Source organism: Streptomyces litchfieldiae (assembly GCF_031845365.1).
Taxonomy (GTDB): Bacteria; Actinomycetota; Actinomycetes; order Streptomycetales; family Streptomycetaceae; genus Streptomyces; species Streptomyces litchfieldiae.
Map to the genome: position 1 here is coordinate 26,838 of NZ_JAVREL010000020.1, position 20,311 is coordinate 47,148.

General features: G+C 76.0%; 17 protein-coding genes and 1 pseudogene. 6 read left to right on the forward strand and 12 right to left on the reverse strand.

Features of this window, described 5'->3' with window-relative positions; genetic code table 11:
- Positions 1 to 40: 40 nt before the first annotated feature.
- The gene (locus RM590_RS27740) at positions 41 to 2,221 is read left to right on the forward strand and encodes an MMPL family transporter (RefSeq protein ID WP_311707475.1); all 2,181 of its coding nucleotides are present in this window, start codon (positions 41 to 43) and stop codon (positions 2,219 to 2,221) included.
- 105 nt (positions 2,222 to 2,326) lie between these two features.
- Positions 2,327 to 4,024, forward strand: coding sequence for a SpoIIE family protein phosphatase (locus RM590_RS27745; protein ID WP_311707476.1), 1,698 nt, complete (start codon positions 2,327 to 2,329; stop codon positions 4,022 to 4,024).
- A gap of 30 nt (positions 4,025 to 4,054) precedes the next feature.
- Here the strand turns inward: RM590_RS27745 and RM590_RS27750 are convergent, their stop codons facing one another.
- On the reverse strand, positions 4,055 to 4,474 hold the full coding sequence (locus RM590_RS27750; protein ID WP_311707477.1) for a CBS domain-containing protein: 420 nt from the start codon (positions 4,472 to 4,474) through the stop codon (positions 4,055 to 4,057).
- Positions 4,475 to 4,539: 65 nt separating this feature from the next.
- A complete protein-coding gene (locus RM590_RS27755) occupies positions 4,540 to 5,439 on the reverse strand; it encodes a polysaccharide pyruvyl transferase family protein (RefSeq protein ID WP_311707478.1) in 900 nt (299 codons plus the stop codon).
- An 80-nt stretch (positions 5,440 to 5,519) separates the two neighbouring features.
- Between RM590_RS27755 and RM590_RS27760 the strand changes: the two genes are divergently transcribed.
- Complete coding sequence (locus tag RM590_RS27760; protein WP_311707479.1) at positions 5,520 to 6,392, forward strand: glycosyltransferase family 2 protein; 873 nt, start codon at positions 5,520 to 5,522, stop codon at positions 6,390 to 6,392.
- Positions 6,379 to 7,278 carry a glycosyltransferase family 2 protein gene (locus RM590_RS27765; protein ID WP_311707480.1) on the forward strand — a complete coding sequence of 300 codons (900 nt, stop codon included), beginning with the start codon at positions 6,379 to 6,381 and terminating at the stop codon, positions 7,276 to 7,278. Before RM590_RS27760 ends, RM590_RS27765 begins: the two co-directional genes overlap by 14 nt.
- 27 nt (positions 7,279 to 7,305) lie before the next feature.
- On the opposite strand, the gene RM590_RS27770 is transcribed toward RM590_RS27765, so the two are convergent.
- The 10 genes from RM590_RS27770 to RM590_RS27815 all read right to left on the reverse strand — a co-directional run bounded on the left by RM590_RS27770 (position 7,306) and on the right by RM590_RS27815 (position 18,035).
- Positions 7,306 to 8,238 carry a glycosyltransferase family 9 protein gene (locus tag RM590_RS27770; RefSeq protein ID WP_311707481.1) on the reverse strand — a complete coding sequence of 311 codons (933 nt, stop codon included), beginning with the start codon at positions 8,236 to 8,238 and terminating at the stop codon, positions 7,306 to 7,308.
- The gene (rfaE2, locus tag RM590_RS27775) at positions 8,235 to 9,638 is read right to left on the reverse strand and encodes a D-glycero-beta-D-manno-heptose 1-phosphate adenylyltransferase (RefSeq protein ID WP_311707482.1); all 1,404 of its coding nucleotides are present in this window, start codon (positions 9,636 to 9,638) and stop codon (positions 8,235 to 8,237) included. The genes RM590_RS27770 and rfaE2 overlap by 4 nt, the downstream gene beginning before the upstream one ends.
- Positions 9,635 to 10,264 (reverse strand): D-sedoheptulose-7-phosphate isomerase, encoded by a 630-nt coding sequence (locus RM590_RS27780; protein WP_311707483.1) that lies wholly within the window; start codon positions 10,262 to 10,264, stop codon positions 9,635 to 9,637. The genes rfaE2 and RM590_RS27780 overlap by 4 nt, the downstream gene beginning before the upstream one ends.
- Before the next feature lie 43 nt (positions 10,265 to 10,307).
- The gene (locus tag RM590_RS27785; protein ID WP_311707484.1) at positions 10,308 to 11,546 is read right to left on the reverse strand and encodes a glycosyltransferase; all 1,239 of its coding nucleotides are present in this window, start codon (positions 11,544 to 11,546) and stop codon (positions 10,308 to 10,310) included.
- Positions 11,546 to 12,511 carry a glycosyltransferase gene (locus tag RM590_RS27790; RefSeq protein WP_311707485.1) on the reverse strand — a complete coding sequence of 322 codons (966 nt, stop codon included), beginning with the start codon at positions 12,509 to 12,511 and terminating at the stop codon, positions 11,546 to 11,548. The genes RM590_RS27785 and RM590_RS27790 overlap by 1 nt, the downstream gene beginning before the upstream one ends.
- Complete coding sequence (locus tag RM590_RS27795) at positions 12,508 to 13,590, reverse strand: glycosyltransferase family 9 protein (RefSeq protein ID WP_311707486.1); 1,083 nt, start codon at positions 13,588 to 13,590, stop codon at positions 12,508 to 12,510. The genes RM590_RS27790 and RM590_RS27795 overlap by 4 nt, the downstream gene beginning before the upstream one ends.
- A complete protein-coding gene (locus tag RM590_RS27800) occupies positions 13,587 to 14,243 on the reverse strand; it encodes a D-glycero-alpha-D-manno-heptose-1,7-bisphosphate 7-phosphatase (RefSeq protein ID WP_311707487.1) in 657 nt (218 codons plus the stop codon). Before RM590_RS27800 ends, RM590_RS27795 begins: the two co-directional genes overlap by 4 nt.
- Positions 14,236 to 15,339: a glycosyltransferase family 2 protein gene (locus RM590_RS27805; RefSeq protein WP_311707488.1), complete on the reverse strand. Its 1,104-nt coding sequence runs from the start codon at positions 15,337 to 15,339 to the stop codon at positions 14,236 to 14,238. The genes RM590_RS27800 and RM590_RS27805 overlap by 8 nt, the downstream gene beginning before the upstream one ends.
- The gene (locus RM590_RS27810) at positions 15,332 to 16,996 is read right to left on the reverse strand and encodes a carbamoyltransferase family protein (RefSeq protein ID WP_311707489.1); all 1,665 of its coding nucleotides are present in this window, start codon (positions 16,994 to 16,996) and stop codon (positions 15,332 to 15,334) included. Before RM590_RS27810 ends, RM590_RS27805 begins: the two co-directional genes overlap by 8 nt.
- A 94-nt stretch (positions 16,997 to 17,090) precedes the next feature.
- Entirely contained in the window at positions 17,091 to 18,035 is a 945-nt protein-coding gene (locus tag RM590_RS27815; protein ID WP_311707490.1) for an NAD-dependent epimerase/dehydratase family protein, read from the reverse strand.
- Between the two features lie 120 nt (positions 18,036 to 18,155).
- Between RM590_RS27815 and RM590_RS27820 the strand changes: the two genes are divergently transcribed.
- Both RM590_RS27820 and RM590_RS27825 read left to right on the forward strand, forming a co-directional pair.
- Complete coding sequence (locus tag RM590_RS27820) at positions 18,156 to 19,247, forward strand: NAD-dependent epimerase/dehydratase family protein (RefSeq protein WP_311707491.1); 1,092 nt, start codon at positions 18,156 to 18,158, stop codon at positions 19,245 to 19,247.
- Between the two features lie 102 nt (positions 19,248 to 19,349).
- A pseudogene (locus RM590_RS27825) lies at positions 19,350 to 20,310 on the forward strand (TIGR03557 family F420-dependent LLM class oxidoreductase).
- Position 20,311 lies beyond the last annotated feature (1 nt).

The window sequence follows — 20,311 nt, forward strand, 5'->3', positions numbered from 1 at the left end:
CGCCCACCCGCGCCCTCCACCGTTCTGGGGTGCCTGTCACATGGCCACATTCCTCTACCGGCTGGGCCGGTTCTCGTTCCGCCGTCGTCGGCTGGTCGCCCTGATCTGGCTGGCGCTGCTCGTCCTCGCCGGGGTGAGCGCCGCCACCGCCTCGCCCGCCGCGTCGTCGACGATCACCATTCCGGGCACCGAGGCGCAGCGCGCGTTCGACCTCCTGGAGGAGCGGTTCCCCGCGTCGAACGCCGAAGGGGCCACCGCGCGCGTCGTGTTCGAGGCGCCGGACGGCGACATCACCGACGCCACCGACCGGGCCGCCGTCGAGCGGGTCGTCGCGGACCTGCGCGTCGGCTCCGACCACGTGGCGAACGTGGCCGACCCGTTCCAGCCCGAGTCCGCGGCCGTCAGCCGGGACGGCGACATCGCCTACGCCCTCGTGTCGTACGACGTCGAGGCCACCGGGCTGGCCGACGCCGACCGGAACGCGCTGGAGCGGGCCGCCGAGATGGGCCGCGAGGAGGGGCTGACCGTGGAGATCGGCGGCGACGCGCTGTCCGAGATCCCGGCGACCGGGGCGACCGAGATCATCGGCGTCGGGATCGCCGCGGTGGTCCTGGTCCTGACCTTCGGCTCGCTGGTCGCCGCCGGCCTGCCGCTGCTCACCGCGATCGTCGGGGTCGGCATCAGCGTGGCCGTGATCACCGCGCTCTCCGCCCCGCTGGACCTGAACAACACCACCCCCACCCTGGCCATGATGATCGGGCTGGCGGTCGGCATCGACTACGCGCTGTTCGTCGTCTCCCGCTACCGCGCCGAGCTGGCCGAGGGCCGGCCGCGCCAGGAGGCCGTCGGCCGGGCCGCCGGCACCGCCGGCTCCGCGGTCGTCTTCGCCGGACTGACCGTCGTGATCGCCCTGGTCGGCCTGGCCGTGGTCAACATCCCCGTGCTGACCTCGATGGGTCTGGCCGCCGCGGGCGCCGTCGCCGTCGCGGTGCTCATCGCCCTCACCCTCATCCCGGCCGTACTCGGCTTCGCCGGCGACCGGGTCCGCGCCCGCCGGGGTCGCGGCGCCGCGCCCGCGGCCGAGACCAAACCGGGCCTGGGCACCCGCTGGGCCCGCTTCGTGCTGCGCCGCCCGGTGGCCGTGTCGCTGACCGGCGTCGTCGGGCTCGGCGCGATCGCCCTGCCGGCCACCGGCATGGTACTCGGCCTGCCCGACGACGGCTCGCAGCCGACGAGCACCACGCAGCGCCGCGCGTACGACCTGCTGTCCAGGGGCTTCGGCCCCGGCTTCAACGGGCCGCTGATCGTCACCGTCGACGCCCGGGACAGCGCCGACCCCCGGGTGACGGCCGAGGACGTCGCCGGCACCGTCTCCGGCCTGGACGACGTCGCCGCGGTGGGGGAGCCCGCGTTCAACGAGGCCGGCGACACCGCGATGATCACGGTCGTCCCGGAGTCCAAGCCGAGCAGCGCCGCGACGGAGGACCTGGTCGCGGACATCCGCGCGGCGACCGGGGACAACGTCCTGGTCACCGGCCAGACCGCGATGGCCATCGACGTCTCGCAGAAGCTGAGCGACGCGCTCGTGCCCTATCTGGCGCTGGTGGTGGGCCTGGCGTTCCTGCTCCTGGTGGTCGTCTTCCGCTCCCTGCTGGTGCCGCTCAAGGCGGCCCTCGGCTTCCTGCTGTCGGTGATCGCCGCCCTCGGCGCGGTCGTCGCGGTCTTCCAGTGGGGGTGGGCGGCCGGTGTGTTCGGGGTCGAGGAGACCGGGCCCATCATGAGCCTGATGCCGATCTTCATGATCGGCGTGGTCTTCGGCCTGGCCATGGACTACGAGGTCTTCCTGGTCACCCGGATGCGGGAGGCGTACGTCCACGGCGAGTCGCCGCACGAGGCGATCGTCACCGGCTTCCGGCACGGGGCCAGGGTCGTCAGCGCCGCCGCGGTCATCATGATCAGCGTCTTCGCGGGCTTCATCGGCTCCTCCGAGGCGATGGTGAAGATGATCGGCTTCGGCCTGGCCATCGCCGTTCTCTTCGACGCCTTCGTCGTCCGCATGGCCATCGTGCCCGCCGTCCTCGCCCTGCTCGGCAGGGCCGCCTGGTGGCTGCCGCGCCCGCTGGACCGGGCGCTGCCCAACGTCGACGTGGAGGGCGAGGCGCTGCGCAAGCGGCTCCTGGCCGCCGGGGCGGAGTCCGAGCGGCAGCCCAGCAAACGCTGAGCGGCCACCGGCACCAGTCCGGCGGCGACGGATGGCCCGTTGCGCGAAGACGGGTGAAGCTGGCGGGAGAAGTGCGGAACGGACGGCACGGAGGAGAACGCGGTCATGATCGGTCACGGCGGCCAGGGGGATGCCGGACGGTCTCCCCCGGTGGGGGCGGAGTGGCTCCGTCGGCTGCCGGATTTCCTCGACACGGGAAGCTACGTGGTGGACGACCGGGGTCGGATCGTTGACGTCACGCCCCGCGCCGCCCAGTTGCTCGGCCGGGCCGCCGAGGATCTCTGCGGCCAGGACGCGCACGACCTGCTGCACCGGGGGAGACGCGGGGAGCCCATGCCGGCGACCCGGTGCCGGATGAAGCGGGTGCTCCTCACCGGCCGGACCGCGCAGGGGGACGAGGAGTGGTACGAGCGCGGCGACGGCTCGCTGATGCCGGTGGCCTGGATGGTCATCCCCTGCCGGCTCGGCGACGGCCGGATGGGCGCGGTGATGTTCTTCCACGAGTCCACCCGCCGGGAGGCGGAGCGCCCGACGGCGACGATGCCGGAGGTCGACCGGCTGGCCCTGCTCGCCGAGACCACCACCACGCTCACCGCGACGCTGGACGTCGGCGAGACGCTGCGGCAGCTCGTGCGGCTGGTGGTGCCCCAGTTGGCGGACTGGGCGGTGGTGGATTTGCTCACCGAGGAGGGAGGTGTCCGGCGCGCCTCCGTGGTCCACCGGGAGGACGGCGCGCTGGTGCACCGGGAGGACCTGGAGGGACCGATGCCGGCGGTGCCGGAGAAGTCATCCATGCCGCTGTCCCGGGCGTTGCGCGGCGTGACCGCGACCGTCGCCGGTCCCGAGGACTACCAGGGGCCGCCCGACTCGGATGTCGCGGTCGTCCAGCGGAAGTTGTTCCGGGCGACCGGCATGCACTCCGCGGGCATCGCCCCCATCCGGGGTCCGCGGGAGGTGCTCGGAGCCCTCACCCTGGGACGTTCCGAGCTGCCCGGGGCGTTCACCCCGACCGATCTGCTGCTGGTGGAGGACATCGCCCGCGGGGCAGGGCTCGCACTGGAGAACGCGCGCCTGTACGAGCGCCAGCGGCGGGTGGCCGAGAACATGCAACGCCACCTGCTGCCGCCGCTGCCCCAGGTGCCGGGCCTGGAGATGACCGCCTGCTACGTCCCCGCCCCGGACGCCTCCCAGGTCGGCGGCGACTGGTACGACTCGTTCGTCCTCGCCGGCGGGGTGACCGCACTGGTGATCGGCGACGTCGTCGGCCACGACCTCGCCGCCGCGGCCGGCATGGCGCAGGTGTGCAACGTCCTGCGCGCCTACGCCTGGGCCCACCCGGAGGCGCCCAGCGCGGTCGTGGACCGGCTCGACCGGGTCGTGGGGCGCATGACCGGGGCGTCGATGGCCACCGTTGTCTTCGCCCGGGTGGAGCACACCGGGGGCGGCGGGTGGCGGCTGCGCTGGACCAACGCCGGCCACCCGCCGCCGCTGCTGATCGAGTACGGCGGGCGGGCCCGCTTCCTGGAGGCCGGGGACGGCATCCTGCTGGGCACCGGCTTCGCCGCCACCCGCCCCGACGCCGTCACCGAACTGCCGCCCGGATCCACCCTGGTGCTCTACACCGACGGGCTGATCGAGTCGCCGAGCCGCTCCCTCGACGAGGGCATGTCACGGCTTCGCGAGTACGCCGGCACCCTCGCCCGCCACCCCCTGACCAGCCTCTGCGACCTGCTCCTCACCCACACCCGCCCCGCCGACAACGAGGACGACGTCGCGATGCTCGGCGTACGCCTTCCCCGCTGAGGGCCGCGTCGACGGCTCAGCCGAAACGGCTCACAGATCCGGCGTCGCCCGGCTGATGTGGGCCAGGGCCGAGTCGGGGTCCCGGTCCTGGACCACGTCCCCGATGGTCACCACCCCGACCGTGCCGCGCCCGTCGACCACCGGCAGCCGCCGCACCGCGTGGTCGCGCATCAGCCGCTGCGCGGTGGTGATCTCCTCCTCCGGCCCCACGCACACCGGATCCGGCGTGCACACGGACTGGCAGCTCACGGTGAGCGGGTCCAGCCCCTCGGCGACGGCGCGCAGCGCGATGTCGCGGTCGGTGATGACACCGAGCAGCACACCGTCCTGCGCCACCAGCACATCCCCGACGTCCTGGGCACGCATGAGCTGCGCGGCCTCCACGAGCGAGGCGTCGGGCCGCAGCGCGACCACCGCGGGCGACATGATTTCCTTCACAAAGCGGGCCATGAGCGACCGCCCTTTCCGATCCCTTGCGCCTTCGGCGCACGCCGGAGTACCCACCCCGGCCGGGGCTATGCGCGCAGCATGTCCACGAGACCGTCCGCGAGATCGGCCGCGGCGCCCAGCTCCTCGCGCCGGCGCCGGGCCGCGGCGGCGCCCCGGCCCAGACACCAGGCGAGCCACACGTCCAGCCGGTGGGCGTCCAGCCGTTCCCCCGGGATCACCGCCGGCCAGCGGCACGCCCGGGCCTGCGCCGTCATCTTCGCCCCGCCCTCCACGGGATCGACCGCGATCGGCGGCACGCCCACCCGCAGCGACAGCACCAGCCCGTGCAGCCGGTCCGTGACCACCGCGTCCAGCCGCTCCAGCACCGACATGAACTCGTCCGCCCGGCCGCACAGCAGCCCGTTCTCCCGGTCCAGCCGGCTCTCCAGCACCACCGGCGCGCACCGCGCGCCCGCCAGCCAGCGCGTCACCGACTCGGCCACCACCGCGTGCAGGCGCCGTTCGCCGTATTCGCGCTGGCCATGGGTGAGCAGCACCCCCACCACCGGGACCTCGTCGGTGAGCGGCGCCCGCAGCGACAGGTCCCGCGCCGGCTCCGGGCGGCCGTCGCCGTCGCGCGCCAGCACCTCGTGGAAGCCCGTCACGGCCGGATCCGCCGGGTCGATCACCGAGATGCCCACGGCGATCCGGCGGCAGTGCGCGAACCTCTCGTGCAGTTCCGCGATCGCCGGCCCGTGCACCGGGCCGCACACGAACACCAGCCGTGTGTAGTCCTGCGGCCGCGCCTTCTCCAGCGACAGCCCGTCCGGCCGGAACCGCGGGCTCCACGCCACCTCGTAACTCACCCCGCGCGCGTCGAGGACCTGCCGCACCCGGTCCAGGGCCAGCACGTCGCCGGCCGTGGCCTCGCCGTCCACGAAGCTGAACCACCCCGTCACCAGGGTCCGTCCGCCGTCACCTGTCATCCCCGGCGAGTCCCCGCCGCCACCTGCCCGAAACGGTGTCCGGGGCGTTTGGGCAGGTGGCGGCTGGGCACTCGGCCGCCGTGTCCGCTGCGTCCGTCGGGGTGGTCATCGCCACCCGCAACCGTGCCGCCGGCCTGCTCACCACGGTGGACCGGCTCAACGCCCTGCCGGAGCGCCCGCCGATCATGGTCGTGGACAACGCCTCGGCCGACGGCACCCGCGCGCTGCTCGCCGAGCGGTTCCCCGAGGTGCGCGTGCTGGGCCTGCCGGCCAACCGCGGCGCGCTGGCCCGCAACGACGGCGTCCGGGCGCTGCCCGCCCGCTACATCGCCTTCAGCGACGACGACTCCTGGTGGACGCCCGGCTCGCTGGCCGCCGCGGTCGACCTCATGGAGGCCCACCCCCGGCTCGGCCTGCTCGCCGGCCGCACGCTCGTCGGCCCCGACCGGACCCCCGACCCGCTGAACGACGTGCTGGCCGCCTCCCCGCTGGGCGCGCCGCCCGGCCTGCCCGGGCCGCCGGTGCTGGGCTTCCTCGGCTGCGCCGCCGTGGTCCGCCGCTCCGCGTTCCTGGCCGTGGGCGGCTACCACCCGCTGCTGTTCTTCGGCGCCGAGGAGACGCTGCTGGCCTACGACCTCACCGCCGCCGGCTGGCACGTCTGCTACGCGCCGCAGATCACCGCCGAGCACCATCCCGCTTCGGATCCCCGCCGCGGCCGCGGCACGCTGGTGCGCCGCAACGAGGTGCTGACCGCGTGGCTGCGACGCCCGGTCGGCGTCGCCCTGCGCGAGACCTGGCGGCTGGCCCGCGACGCCCCCGGCGACCCCGCCGCGCGCCGCGCCCTGGGCCAGTTGCTGCCGCGGCTGCCCGCCGCGCTGGGCGGCCGCCGCCGGCTGCCGCCCGAGGTCGAGGCGGACGTCCGCCGTCTGGAGCTGGCCCATGCCGCGAGATGACCGCGCCTCCGTGGTGATCATCACGCGCGACCGGCGGGCGGAGCTGCTGCGCACCCTCGACCGGCTCGCCGCGCTGCCCGAGCGGCCCCCGGTCCTGGTCACCGACAACGGCAGCACCGACGGAACGGCCGCCGCGGTCGCGCGCCACCACCCGGGGACCCGCCTGCTGACGCCCGGCGCCAACCTCGGCGCGGTCGGCCGCAACCTCGCGGTCCGCGACGTGACCAGCCCCTATGTGGCGTTCTGCGACGACGACACGTGGTGGGCGCCCGGCTCGCTGGCCGCCGCGGCCGACCTGCTGGACGCGCATCCCCGGGTGGCGGCCGTCACCGCCCGCATCCTGGTCGAGCCGGACGGCACCGAGGACCCGGTCGTCGAGGAGCTGCGCTCCTCCCCGCTGCCCCGGCCGGGCTGGCTGCCCGGCCCCGCGCTCGGCTCGTTCCTGGCCGCCGCGACCGTGCTGCGCACCGACGCCTTCCGCGCGGCCGGCGGCTTCTCGCCCCGGCTGTGGCTCGGCGGCGAGGAGGAGCTGCTGGCCGCGGACCTGCTGTCGGACGGCTGGTGGCTGCTGTTCGACGAGAGCCTGACCATCCACCACGCCCCCTCCGGCCAGCGCGACGCCACCCGCCGCCGGGCGGACGGCATCCGCAACACGCTGTGGACCACCTGGCTGCGCCGCCCCGCCGTCCCCGCCCTGCGCCGCACGGCCCATCTGCTGCGCACGGTGCCCCACGACCGCACCACGGCCACCGCCCTGGTGCGCGCCATGGCCGGCCTGCCCTGGCTGGTGCGCGAACGCCGCCCGGTGCCGCGCGAGGTGGAGCTGCGGCTGCGCACGCTGGAGACGGCCCAGCGGACGTCGAAGGCGCGGCAGTACGTGGGCTGACCCGCCGCTGCTCAGGGGCGGGCCCGGTCAGGCGGGTCCTTCCGGCAGGGACCGCACCGCGGAGAGGGCCTCGGCGGTGCCGATGGCCAGCAGGCGTTCGTCCGGAACACGGCCGTGCGGGGTGCCCGTGTGGGGCAGGCCGGGGTGCCACAGCACGCGGTGCCGGGCGGAGTCGGGCGGGCCCCACAGGCGGGGGGAGACCGGGCCGAACAGGGTGATCGAGGGGGTGGCCAGGGCCGTCGCCAGATGGGCGATGCCCGTGTCGCCGACCACCACCGCCCGGGCGGCGGCCGTCAGCGCGGCCAGCGCCGGGAAGGGCAGGGCGATGAGCGCCGCCGTCGGGGGCAGGCCCGCCAGCTCGGTCACGCGGTGGACCAGGGGCGCCTCGGCGGGGCCGCCGGTCACCACCACCCGGTGGCCGTCGCGGGCCAGCGCGCGGCCCAGCGCCGCGAAGCGGTCGGCGGGCCAGCGGCGCGCGCCGGCGTCCGCGCCGGGGTGGAGGACCACGGCGCCGGGCGCCGGGGAGGGCGTCGCGGGCGGCGGGATCCGCAGGTCGGCCGGGTCGGCGGGGATGCCGTAGGAGGTCAACAGGCGGCACCAGCGGTCGCGCTCGTGCTCGTTCGCGTCCCAGGCCGGCCCACTGGGGTGCGCGTAGCCGAACAGCCGCCCCGGCCGCAGCGCGCCCAGCGGGCGCAGGCTCTCGGGCCCGCTGCCGTGCAGGTCCACCGCGAGGTCGGGGCGCGGCCCGGCCCACGGGATGCTCGCGGGGACCGCGCGCCCCGGCGCGTCCGCCGGCACCAGCCGGTCCACCGCGCCGGTGGCCGCCGCCGCCTCCGTCAGCCAGGGCGGGGCGGCCAGCAGCAGCGGCTGCCCGGGGTGCGCGCGGCGCAGCGCTCGCAGGGCGGGCACCGCCGTCAGCAGGTCGCCCAGGCCCAGCGCGCGCAGCGCCACGATCGTCATGGCGAGGCGTAGGCGGCGCGGCGGGCCAGTTCCGTGGTGGAACGGCCGTCCAGGTACGGCAGCACCAGGGTCTGGCCGCCCCACTCGCGCAGCGCCGCCGCCTCCGGCAGGTCGCGGACGCTGTAGTCGCCGCCCTTGACCCACACGTCGGGCCGCAGCCGGCGCAGCAGCGGCTCCGGGGTGTCCTCGTCGAACACGGCCACCGCGTCCACGCAGCCCAGCCCCGCCAGCACCCGGATCCGGTCGGCCGCCGGGTTGAACGGCCGGCCCGGTCCCTTCAGCCGGCGCACCGAGTCGTCGGAGTTCACGCACACGATCAGGCAGTCCCCGGTCCGCCGCGCGTTCTCCAGGAACTGCACATGCCCCGCGTGCAGCAGGTCGAAGCAGCCGCCGGCGGCGACCACCGTGCCGCCGCGCGCCCGGACCGACTCCACCAGGGCGCCCACGTCCCCGGCGCCGACCGGGGCCGGAGGCGGCGGTTCGCGCCGCTCGCGCCCCTCGCGCCAGGACGTGAGCGAGGCCATGCCGCCTCCGGCGATGAAGGATGTCGCCGCCTCGGTGGCCAGCCCGACCGCCTCCGGCGGCAGTCCGCCGTCGGCCAGCACGCCCGTGGCGCTGGCCGCGAAACAGTCGCCGGCGCCGCAGGGGTCGCCGTCGTGGCCCGCCGTCACCGGCACATACAGCGGGTCGTCGCAGTTGGCCCGGGCCAGCACCGCGCCCCGGCAGCCGAGCGTGATCGCCACCGAGCCCACCTGCCAGCGTTCCGCCAGCAGCGCCCCGCGGCGGCTGTGGGCGCGCAGCGAATCGTCGCCGTCCCGGTCCCGCTCGCCGCAGAACCAGCGCGCCTCCCGGGCGTTGGGGGTGACCAGCCGGGCGCCCGCCACCGGGGGCCGGCCGCGCGGATGGGGGTCCCAGACGACGGGAACGCGCCGGGCGGCCTCGGTCAGCGACCGGCGCACGGCGGACACCGCGCCCTGCCCGTAGTCGGCCACCAGAATGGCGCGCGCCTCCTCCAGCACCCGGCGCACGCCGGCACCCGGCGGCCCGGCCGAGCCACCGCCGCGGTCCACCCGCACCAGCGGCCGGCCGCCGGCCAGCACCCGGGACTTCACGGGCAGCGAGCCGTCCAGCGGGAGTTCGGCCAGGCGCACCCCGGCGGGCAGCATCGCGCGGACCGACTCGCTGGCCGGGTCGCCGCCCAGCGCGGTGACGAGGACCACCTCGCGGCCGTCGCGCGCGGCGAGTGCCGCGGCGAGCCCGGCGCCGCCGGGGCGGCAGCGCTCCTCGGCGACCTCGACGACCGGGACCGGCGCGTCCGGCGCCAGCCGGGTGGCCTCCCCGGTCACGTCCTGGTCCAGCAGCGCGTCGCCGACCACGACGACCGGCTGGCGGGCGGTCATGACACCTCCCGGCGGGTGAGCACGGCGGGCAGCTCGGCCGTGGCCGCCTCCGCGGCCTGAAGCGCCTCGTCGAACGCCTCGCACAGCACGTGCAGCGCGACGAGGTGGGCCTCCTGCACGGTGGCGGTGTTCGGGCACTCGATGCCGATCACGCTGTCGGCCTGCCCGGACAGCGGGTTGGGCGTGGCGCCGGTCATGGCCCACACCCGCAGCCCGGCGGCCCGGCCCGCGGTGGCCGCGCCGAGCAGGTTGTCGCTGCGGCCCGAGGTGGACATCAGCACCAGGACGTCGCCGGGCCGGCCGTGCGCGGCGACCTGGCGGGCGTAGATCTCGTCGAAGCCGTAGTCGTTGCCGATGGCGGTGACGCTGGAGGTCTCCGCGTGCAGGGAGATGGCCGAGTAGGGGCGCCGGTCGCCGGCGTAGCGGCCCACCAGCTCGGCCGTCAGATGCTGGGCCTGCGCCGCGCTGCCGCCGTTGCCGGCGCACAGCAGCCGGCCGCCGGACGGCAGCACGTCGGCCAGGTACCGCCCCCAGGCGACGGCCTCGTCGAGGCCGCGGTGGCGGAAGTCCCGCAGCGCGTCCTGAAGGGACCGGCAGTGCTCGTGAGCGGTGCGCGATGCGTGCATGGGAAGGGTTCCTCCCTCGGTTCGGGCGGAGTTGGGGCCGAGTTCAGGCGCCGCTCACGGGAGCCGGGCGGCGGCTGCTGATCTCTCGGTAGACCTCTTCGGTGGCGGCGGCGACGGCGGCCCAGCGGTAGCGGGTGAGGACCCGCCGCCGGCCCGCGGCGCCACGGGCGGCCCGTTCGGCGGGCGCGGCCAGCAGCGCGTTGACGGCGGCGGCCAGCGCGGCCGGGTCGCCGGGTGGCACCAGCCGGCCGGTGCCGGGGTCGGCGACGGTGTCGCGCTGTCCGCCGACGGCGCTGGCGACGACGGGCACGCCGCACGCCATGGCCTCCAGCGGAACGATGCCGAACGGTTCGTAGTCGGCCGGGCAGAGCACCAGATCGGCGCCGCGCAGCAGGGTCGGTACCTCGGCGCGGGAGAGGCCGCCGGTGAACCGGACCCGGTCGGCCACGCCGTGGGCCCGGGCCAGCGCCCGCAGCCGGCGCACCTCGGGGTCCGCGTCCAGCCGGCCGCCCCGGGGGCCGCCGGCGATGACCAGCTCGGCGCCGGGGATCCGCGCCAGCGCGGCGACGGAGAACTGGGCCCCCTTGCGCGGCACCAGCCGGCCGAGCTGGAGGAGCCGGTGGGGGAGGGGGCCGCGCGGCGCGGCGGGCCCCTCGGGCGTGAAGAGTTCCGGGTCGACGCCGCAGGGCACGACGCTGACGCGCTCCAACGACAGGCCGAGCGCCGTCAGCTCCTCGACCTCGTCGCGGCAGGTGGCCACCGTGCGGTCGCAGCTCAGGCCGACGTACCGCTCCCAGGTGATCCGGTCGGCCGGGCTGGTGTCGGCCGCGCCCTGGTGCCGCCGCTTCACGGAGCCGAGCGCGTGGAACGTGTGCGCGAACGGGATGCCGAGCGGCTGGGCGGCCTGGAGCGAGGCGACCCCGGACATCCAGAAGTGGGAGTGCACCACGTCCGGCGGCGCGGCGGCCCACTCCCGTTCCAGCACGGTTCCGAACTGCGGCATGAACGGCAGCAGCCGGTCCTTGGGAACGGTGTCGGCGGGCCCGGCCGGCACGTGCCGCACCAGGACGCCGGGCCGCAGCGGCACGGCCGCCGGCAGCGCGGTGGAGTCGCGGCGGGTGTAGACGGTCACCGTGTGGCCGCGGTCGGCGAGTTCGCCGGCGAGCTGAGCGACGTGCACGTTCTGGCCGCCGGCGTCCTCGCCGCCCAGCGCGGCGAGCGGGCTGGCGTGCTCGGAGACGAGGGCTATCCGGAGTCCGTCCGGTTCGGTGGGTCGCCTCATCAACGGATCACCTCCTCCAGCAACAGGTCCCAGTCGTCCAGGAACCGCTTCAGGCCGTAGCGCTCCAGCGCCGCGTGCCGCGCCGCGCGGCCCGCCTCGGCCGCCGCGCCGGGGTCCCGGAGGAAGCGGGCCGCCGCCCGGGCGAGCATCTCGGGCCGGGTGGACAGCACCCCGGCCTCCGGCGGCACCGCCTCGGTGGCCTCGGTGGTGGCCAGGGCGACGACCGGCATGCCCAGGTGCATGGCCTCGATCAGGGACAGGCCCAGCGAGGTCCAGCGCACCGGGTGCAGATAGAGCCGGCGCCGGGCCATCTCGTCGTGCAGCCGTGCCTGCGGCAGGTCGTGGCCGCGGAGGCGGGCGTCGGGCAGGCCCAGCCGTTCGGCCAGCCCCTCGGTGCGCATGCCGAACACGTCCAGCGGCGCCGTCCCGGCCAGCGCCGGCAGCAGGTCGGTGCCGGTGACGCGCCACCGGCGCAGCGGTTCGTTGACCACCACGGCGGCGCGTTCCAGCTCGCCCGTCCAGCGGTGGCCCGGGTCCACCACGCCGTGCTCGACGACGGCGGTGGCGGTGGTGCCGCTGTCCCAGAACAGCCGGTTGAAGTGGGTGACATGGACCAGCAGCAGGTCCTCGCGGTCGGCGTACGGGTGGCGGGTGTCCGGCACGTTCCCGTCGGGCGCGTTGTGCTCGACGTAGACCGCGGGCACGTCGCGCCCGGGGCGGCGTCCGCCGAGCCAGCGTTCGGCGAGTCCGGCCTCGTGCGGGCGCTGGAGGACGACGAGGTCCACCGGCGCGTCGGTGAGCTGCTCGGGCGGCACCTCGATGACCGATTCCGGCCAGGTGTAGGTGCGGGCGCGGCCCAGTCCGTCGGGGCCCCGGTCGGGCAGCACCGGAACGAAATAGGTGTGGGACCCCTGGACGAACGACGTGGTCCAGGAGCCGTGCACATGCCAGATGAGGATGTTCATGCCACCGCCTTCCGTCCGACGCGGTCCGGGCGGGGACCGCTCACCGTCAGGGCCGCCACCGCGCCGAGGACCTCCTCGTCGGTGATGGAGTCCAGGCACGGATGGCCCGCCACGGGGCACATCCGGGCCCGGGTGTTGGCGCAGGGGGTGTCCTGCCGGCCCAGCCGCAGGTGCGGCACCCGGTAGGGCAGCCAGCGGTCCGCGCTGACGACCGGGGAGAACAGGCTGACGATCGGGGTCCGCACGGCCGCCGCCAGATGTGCCGGGCCGGTGTTGCCCGCCACCACCACCCGGGCGCGGGCCAGCACGCCGGCCAGCTCGGGCAGTTCCGTCCGGCCGCCCAGGTCCAGCGCGTGCCGGCTGGCGACGCGCCGGGTCAGGCCCTCCTCGCCCGGGCTGCCGGTGACCACGACCCGGTGGCCGGCCGCGGCGAGCGCCGCGACGGCCTGCGCGGCCCGCGGCGGCGACCAGGCGCGCGCCGGCACGGCCGCGCCGGGGTGCACCACCACATAGGGCCCCTCGCCGGTCAGATGCGCCGTGTCGGGGTGGTCGCGGATCCGCAGGGCTCCGGAGTCGCCGGCGGGCAGGGCGAACCCCGCCGCCTCGGCCAGCTCCAGCGCGGCGGCGGCCTCGTGCCGGTAGGGCGCGCGCCGGTGGCGCAGTTGCAGCAGCGAGCCCGGGTAGTCCTCGCTGTCGGCGCCGATCCAGGGCACCCCGGCCATCTTCAGCAGCAGGGCGGCGGGCAGCGGACTCTGGTGGAACGAGGTGAAGATCAGGGCCCGGTCGAAGCGCCCGGCGGCCAGCCGGTCGACCAGAGCCAGCACGCTGTCGCGGTCCGCCGGGGGCGGGGAGAGGCTGACCCAGGGCGCGTCGTGGACGACGAGGTCGTCGACGCCGGGCAGCAGCCGGCCGGCCGCCGCGCCGCCCGGGCCGCACAGCAGCGTGGTGGACGAGGAGCCGGCCGCGACGGCGCGGACCGCGGGCCCGGCCAGCAGGACGTCGCCGGCGCTGTCCAGCCGCACGACCAGCGTGCGGGGCCCCTCGTTCCCGTGCTTCGCCTCCGTGTGCTCCGCGCTCATGGGCTCCGCTCCTCGCCGCTGCGCCCGCCGGACCGGGCCGGGCCCAGCAGGTGGCGCACGGCTGTCAGCAGATCCGGCGCCCACTCCTCGGCCGCGACGATCTCCGCGCGCCGGGTGACCGGCGTCGGCACCAGCACGCCGCGGGCGCCGGCCGCCCGGGCCGCCGCCAGATCGGCGCCGATGTCGCCGACGACCGCCACCCGGTCCGGCGCCACGCCCAGTTGGGCGCACGCCGCGATGATCAGGCCCGGCGCGGGCTTGCGGCAGTGGCAGCCCTGGCCGGGGCCGTGCGGGCAGATGGCCCAGACGCCGAACGGCCCGAGCAGTTCCTCCACCCGCCGCCGCACGGCCGCCACCCCGTCGGGGCCGAACCGGCCCCGGGCGGCGCCGGACTGGTTGCTCACCACCCCGAGCGGGATGCCGCGTTCCCGCAGCAGGTCCAGGGCGGCGCCGACGCGGGGGAGGGGGCGCACCAGGGCGGGGTCGGCGTTGTAGGGCACGTCCTCGATCAGCGTGCCGTCGCGGTCGAAGAGCACCGCGTCCGGCCCCGGACCGGCCCGCCGCGCGGCCGGGGCGCCGGGCCCGGCCGAGGGCAGCAGCCAGGGGCGGTCCGCCCGAGGCTCCGGAAATGTGAAGATCGGGGCCTTAGTCATAAGCGACTGAGTTGCCCGATATGACCGAATCAAACGGACGTGTCTCGTCCGCATGCTCACCAGCGCAAACGGGCGCGGTGGGGGAGACCGCCAGCGGCCGGGCGTTCCGGTGCCGCACGTGCCCGGCGAGCCAGTGCGCCACCGCGACCGGCGGGATGGCCACGCTTGTCGCGGCCATGCGCCGGATCTCCGCCGCGGTGCGCGGCCCGGGGAGCACCCGGGCCACCGCGAACTCCGCGGTGCCGGCCAGCCACAGCGCCGCGCACCCGGCCGCGGCCAGCCGCCGGCGCCCGGCGGCGGCGACCAGCGCCGCGCACCCGGCCGCCGTGACGGCCGCGTGCCGCCGCAGCCGGCCGCGCGGCGCCTCGGCCCGCGCCCACCAGTCCCGGCCGTGCAGCCGCGACATCAGCACGTCGTCCGCGTTCCCGGCCTGGGTGCGCACGGACACCCAGGCGTCGGCCGGGCGGACCGGGTGCACCGTCCGCCGTCGGCCCACCGCGAGGATCCAGCCCGCGGCCAGCATGCGCAGCGCCAGGTCGGCGTCCTCGCGGAACGCGCGGGGGAACCGTTCGTCGAAGCCGCCCACCGAGGCCAGCGCGGCGCGCCGGTAGACCATGTCGGCGGTGATCCAGCGCGCCGTCGCCAGCCCGGCTGTGTTGCGCTCCCAGTCGGTGGGCGGCCGGTCGCCGGGCAGCGGAACGGTGATCCGCGCCTGCACGCCCGCGATGTCGGGCTCGGCCGCCGCCAGGTCGGCGGCGAGCGCCGCCGCCCAGTCCTCGCCGGGCACCACGTCGTCGTCCAGGAACGCGATCCACGGCTCGGGCGCTCGCCGCCAGCCGGTGTTCCGGGCGGCGGCCGGCCCGGCGCCCAGGCCGGGCACGATCTCGACCAGGTCCCACAGCGCGGCGGGCACGGCCACCGGCAGCGGCGTCGGGTCCTGCGGCGGCCGGTCGTCCACCAGCACCACGCGCGCCGGCCGTGGCCCGTCGCCGGCCGCCAGCGCGGTCAGCACCCGGCCCAGGCTGGGCCGCCCCAGCGTCGGGATCACCACGGCGTACGGGGGGCGCGGGCCGGTGGCCGCCGCCGCGTCACTCACGGCCCCGCCCGCCCTCGGCGAACAGCGCGCGCCGGCGCACCACGAACGGGCCGATCGCCAGCAGGTCCACCGGCGCCGAGCCGAAGCACTCCAGCGCGTCCCGGGGGTCGTCCACCATCGGCCGGCCGGCGGTGTTCAGGCTGGTGTTGACCACCACGGGCAGCCCGGTCCGCTCCTCGAACCGCGACAGCATGCGCGCCACCAGCGGCTCGGCGGCCGGGTCCACCGTCTGGATCCGCGCGGTGCCGTCCACGTGCACCACGGCCGGAATGCGGTCGCGCCACTCGGGGCGCACGTCGTGCACGAACAGCATGAACGGGCTCGGCAGCGGCCCGTCGAAGACCTCCGCGGCCCGGGAGGCGAGCACCATCGGCGCCACCGGCCGGAACTGCTCGCGGCCCTTGATGTCGTTCAGCCGCTCCAGATTGCCCGACTTGCCGGGGTGGGCCAGCAGCGAGCGGTGCCCCAGGGCGCGCGGCCCGTACTCCGACCGCCCCTGGAACCAGGCCACCACCGCGTTCTCCGCCAGTGCCTCGGCCACCGTCGCCGCGACGTCCGGCGGCCGTTCGAACGGCACGGCGGCCGTCTTCAGCCATGCCTCCAGCTCCGCGTCCGACCAGCCGCGCCCCAGATCCGCGCCGGCCGGCGGCTCGGTGGGCGCCGGGTCCGCGCCGGCCGCGTGCAGCAGCGCGCCGCCCAGCGCTGTTCCCGCGTCGCCGGCGGCCGGCTGCACCCACACCCGGGCGAACGGGCCCTCCCGCGCGATCCGCGAATTCGCCACGCAGTTCAGCGCCACGCCGCCGGCCATCGTCAGCACGTCGTCATGGGTGCGCCCGTGCAGCCAGCGGACCAAGTCCAGCAGCGTCTCCTCCAGGCACGCCTGCGCGCTGGCCGCCAGATCCGCGTGCTCCTGCGTCCAGGCCCGGTCCTTCGGACGCGCCGGGGCCAGCTCCGCCCAGGGCACCCCGGCCGCCCGGAACCCGCCGTCGCCCGTGGAGTGGACGTAACGCCGCAGCTCCGGCAGGAACCGCGGCGTGCCGTACGCGGCCAGCGCCATCACCTTGTACTCGTCGCTGGACCGCAGGAAGCCCAGGTGCTCGGTCAGTTCCTCGTAGACCAGGCCCAGCGAGTGCGGCAGCGCCTGGCCGTGCAGCGGCGTGAGCTCCTGCCCGGTGCGCCGCGCCGCCAGATGCGAGGTGGCCTCGCCGCGGCCGTCGAGCACCAGCACCGAGGAGTTCTCCGCGACGGGCGCGGCGAACGCCGACGACGCCGCGTGCGCCATGTGGTGCGGCACGAACCGCACCCGTTCCGGGTCCAGCCCGGGCAGCGCGGTGCTCAGGAAGCCCGGCGCCTCCCGGGCGTAGGTGAGCCGCAGGTGGTCCCACGGGTCGTCCAGCCCCAGCGCGTCCGTCGGGCGGGCCAGCGCGGGGTCGAACGAATAGGTGACGGCGTCCAGATCCTCCGGGCGCAGCCCGGCCTGCCCCAGGCACCAGGCAGCCGCCTGTTCGGGCAGCTCCCAGGCGGAGAACGGGACCGGCCGCTTGCCGTGCTTGCGGCGGGAGAACCGCTCCTCCTCCGCGGCGGCGACCGTGCGGCCGTCGATGACGAGGGCCGCCGCCGGATCGTGGAACAGGGCGTTGATACCGAGTACGCGCATGGGTGCCCTCCGGGCTGGTGCGAACGGTCCGTCGAAGAAAGGAGGTTCGTCGAAGAAGCTCGTCGAAGAAGAGATGAGGGGGAGGGGATGCCGCTCAGGCGGCGACCGGCGCCCGGTACCAGGCGATGGTGCGGGCCAGACCCTCCTCGGCCGGCACCCGCGGCTCCCACTGGAGCTTGCCGCGCGCCAGCGTGATGTCGGGGCAGCGCACCGTCGGGTCGTCCGTCGGTCGCTCGACGAGCCGCACCGCCGAGTCGGAACCGGTCAGCCCGATGATCAGATGCGCCAGGTCCAGCATCGAGACCTCCTCCGGATTCCCGATGTTGACCGGACCGCGCAGATCGGAACCGGCCATCGCCAGCACCCCGTTCACCGTGTCCTCGACATAGCTGAGCGAACGCGTCTGCCGCCCGTCCCCGGTCACGGTCAGCGGCTCCCCGGCCAGCGCCTGCCGGATGAACGTCGGCACCGCCCGCCCGTCGTAGCCGCGCATCCGCGGGCCATACGTGTTGAAGAGCCGCACGATGCCCGTGTCCGTGCCGTGCACCTCCGCCTCGGCCGTCGTCAGCGCCTCCCCGAACCGCTTGGCCTCGTCGTACACGCTGCGCGGCCCCACCGGGTTGACATGCCCCCAGTACGTCTCGGTCTGTGGGTGCTGCTGCGGGTCGCCGTACACCTCCGACGTGGAGGCCAGAACGAAGCGCGCGCCGTGCCGGCGCGCCAGGGCGAGGGCGTTGCGGGTGCCGAGACTGCCGGTCTCCAGCGTGTGCAGCGGCAGCCGCAGATAGTCCGCGGGGGAGGCGGGCGACGCGAAGTGCAGCACGAGGTCCGTCGGGCGCGCCACGTCGAACGCCTCGCACACGCTGGCCTGGGTGACGGTGAACCCCGGCCGGTTCCGCAGGTGGTCGATGTTGCCCGGATCGGCCGTGCTCAGGTCGTCGATGCAGGTGACGTCCGTTCCCCGGTCGAGCAGCGCGGTGCACAGGTGCGAGCCGAGGAAGCCGGCCCCGCCGGTGACGACAGCGTGTCGAAAGTGCATGTCATCTCCTTTCTTCAACGACCGCTCCCAAGTACCCCCCGGAAAATCGGGCAAACGGGGTGTTCCGCCTCGTTCGCCGGGTACGCGACCACATCGGGATCCAGGAAGGGAGCGCCGCCGATGACTTCAGCCGACGCAAGCGCCGACGGAAAGCGTGTCGTGGTCGTGGGAGCCACGGGCAACGTCGGCAGCGCCGTAATCCGGGCGCTGGCCGCCGACCCCGACGTCTCCTCGATCCTGGGCCTCGCCCGCCGGGTGCCGGACTGGCCGGTGGAGAAGACGACCTGGGACGCGGTGGACCTGCGTGCGGCCGAGACCGCCCGGACCGCCCTCACCGCCCACTTCACCCACGCCGACGCCGTGGTGCACCTGGCGTGGATGCTCCAGCCGGCCCGCGACCCGCTGATGACCTGGCGCACCAACGTGCTCGGCACCACCGCCGTCCTCCAGGCCGCCGCCGCGGCCCGGGTGCCCGCCCTGGTCTGCGCCTCGTCCGTGGCGGCCTACGCCCCGGGGCCCAAGGACCGGCCGGTCACCGAGAGCTGGCCCACGCACGGCTGGCCGAACGCCGCGTACAGCCGCGAAAAGGCGTACGTGGAACGCCTGTTGGACACCTTCGCCTACGAACAGCCCGGCATCCGCGTGGTGCGGATGCGGCCCGGCTTCCTCTTCGCGCGCGAGGCCGCCGCCGAGCAGCGCCGCCTCTTCCTCGGCCCGCTGCTGTACGGCCCGCTGGTCCGCCCCGAGCTCAGCCCGGTCGTTCCCGACGTGCCCGGCCTGCGCTTCCAGGTGCTGCGCACCAGCGACGCCGCCGAGGCGTACCGGCTGGCCGTGGCCCGCCCGGTGCGCGGCGCGTTCAACCTGGCCGCCGACCCCGTCGTCGACCCCGCCCTGCTGGCCCGGCTCTTCGCCGCCCGCCGCGTTCGGCTGCCCCGCCCGCTGCTGCGCACCGCCATGGCCGCCGCGTGGCGCACCCGCCTGGCGCCCGCCCCGCCGCAGCTCTTCGACACGCTGGTGCGGCTGCCGATCATGGACTGCTCCCGGGCCCGCGAGGAGCTGGGCTGGACACCGCAGTACAGCGCGGAGGACGCCCTGCTTGACCTGGTGGAGGGGCTGCGGCACGGCATCGGCATGACCACGCCGCCGCTCGAGCCCAGGCTGCGGCACGGCCGGCTCGGCGAGTTCGCCACCGGCGTCGGCGGCCGGCCCTGACCCGCCCGCCGGGGGTTTCCGCCCGCGGCCGGCGGTTACCCGCCGGGGCACGCCGTTTCCGCGCCGAACCGGGCGAGAACCGAGCGAGACGAGAGGGCAGTCATGACGTCGTACGGCTACTTCCTGGCCAGCGAGGACCACGGGCCGCGCGCGTTGGTCGACCAGGCGCGGCAGGCCGAACAGGCCCGGCTTCACCGGGCTGTGGATCTCCGACCACTACCACCCGTGGCTGGACGCGCAGGGGCACAGCCCGTTCGTCTGGTCCACCATCGGCGCGCTCGCGGAGGCCACCGCGCTGCCCGTCGCCACCGCCGTGACCTGCCCGACCGTCCGCGTCCACCCGGCGGTCATCGCCCAGGCCGCCGCCACCAGCGGGGCGCTGCTTCCGGGCCGGTTCCGGCTCGGCGTGGGCAGCGGCGAGGCGCTCAACGAGCACATCGTGGGCACCACATGGCCCCGCGCCGAGGTCCGGCTGGAGATGCTGGAGGAGGCCGTGGACATCATCCGGCTGCTGATCACGGGCGAACGCGTCAGCCACCGCGGCCGGCACTACACCGTGGAGAACGCCCGCCTCCACACGCTGCCCGACGAGCCCGTCCCCATCGACGTCTCCGGCTACGCCCCGGCGGCCACCGGCCTGGCGGCCCGGATCGGCGACGGCTTCGTCACCATGGGGCCCCAGGCCGATATGCTCCGTCGTTTTCGTGCGGGCGGCGGCGGGGACAAGCCCGCCTCCTGCGGGATCAAGGTCTGCTACGACACCGACCGCGACCGCGCCGCCCGCACCGTCCTGGCGCGCTGGCCCAACATGTTCCTGCCCGGCGAGCTGGCCGCCCAGTTGCCCGAGCCGCGCCACTTCGAGCAGGCCGTCCAGCTCGTGACCGAGGAGCACGTCAGGAACGGCCCGATGCCGCTGGGCGACGACCCGGCCGAGCACATCCAGTCCCTCACCGCCTGCGCCGAGGCCGGCTTCGACCGCGTCTACGTCAGCCAGATCGGGCCCGACATGGCCGGCTTCTTCGACTTCTACCGCACCAGGGTCCTGCCGGAGCTACCCCGTTGAG

Coding starts and splice junctions, on each gene's coding strand:
- RM590_RS27750 (WP_311707477.1), bottom strand. CDS start 4,474: ATGGCCCGCTTTGTGAAGGAAATCATGTCGCCCGCGGTGGTCGCGCTG.
- RM590_RS27820 (WP_311707491.1), top strand. CDS start 18,156: ATGACTTCAGCCGACGCAAGCGCCGACGGAAAGCGTGTCGTGGTCGTG.
- RM590_RS27740 (WP_311707475.1), top strand. CDS start 41: ATGGCCACATTCCTCTACCGGCTGGGCCGGTTCTCGTTCCGCCGTCGT.
- RM590_RS27795 (WP_311707486.1), bottom strand. CDS start 13,590: ATGAGCGCGGAGCACACGGAGGCGAAGCACGGGAACGAGGGGCCCCGC.
- RM590_RS27745 (WP_311707476.1), top strand. CDS start 2,327: ATGATCGGTCACGGCGGCCAGGGGGATGCCGGACGGTCTCCCCCGGTG.
- RM590_RS27785 (WP_311707484.1), bottom strand. CDS start 11,546: ATGAGGCGACCCACCGAACCGGACGGACTCCGGATAGCCCTCGTCTCC.
- RM590_RS27810 (WP_311707489.1), bottom strand. CDS start 16,996: ATGCGCGTACTCGGTATCAACGCCCTGTTCCACGATCCGGCGGCGGCC.
- RM590_RS27780 (WP_311707483.1), bottom strand. CDS start 10,264: ATGCACGCATCGCGCACCGCTCACGAGCACTGCCGGTCCCTTCAGGAC.
- RM590_RS27800 (WP_311707487.1), bottom strand. CDS start 14,243: ATGACTAAGGCCCCGATCTTCACATTTCCGGAGCCTCGGGCGGACCGC.
- RM590_RS27815 (WP_311707490.1), bottom strand. CDS start 18,035: ATGCACTTTCGACACGCTGTCGTCACCGGCGGGGCCGGCTTCCTCGGC.
- RM590_RS27770 (WP_311707481.1), bottom strand. CDS start 8,238: ATGACGATCGTGGCGCTGCGCGCGCTGGGCCTGGGCGACCTGCTGACG.
- RM590_RS27755 (WP_311707478.1), bottom strand. CDS start 5,439: ATGACAGGTGACGGCGGACGGACCCTGGTGACGGGGTGGTTCAGCTTC.
- RM590_RS27765 (WP_311707480.1), top strand. CDS start 6,379: ATGCCGCGAGATGACCGCGCCTCCGTGGTGATCATCACGCGCGACCGG.
- RM590_RS27790 (WP_311707485.1), bottom strand. CDS start 12,511: ATGAACATCCTCATCTGGCATGTGCACGGCTCCTGGACCACGTCGTTC.
- rfaE2 (WP_311707482.1), bottom strand. CDS start 9,638: ATGACCGCCCGCCAGCCGGTCGTCGTGGTCGGCGACGCGCTGCTGGAC.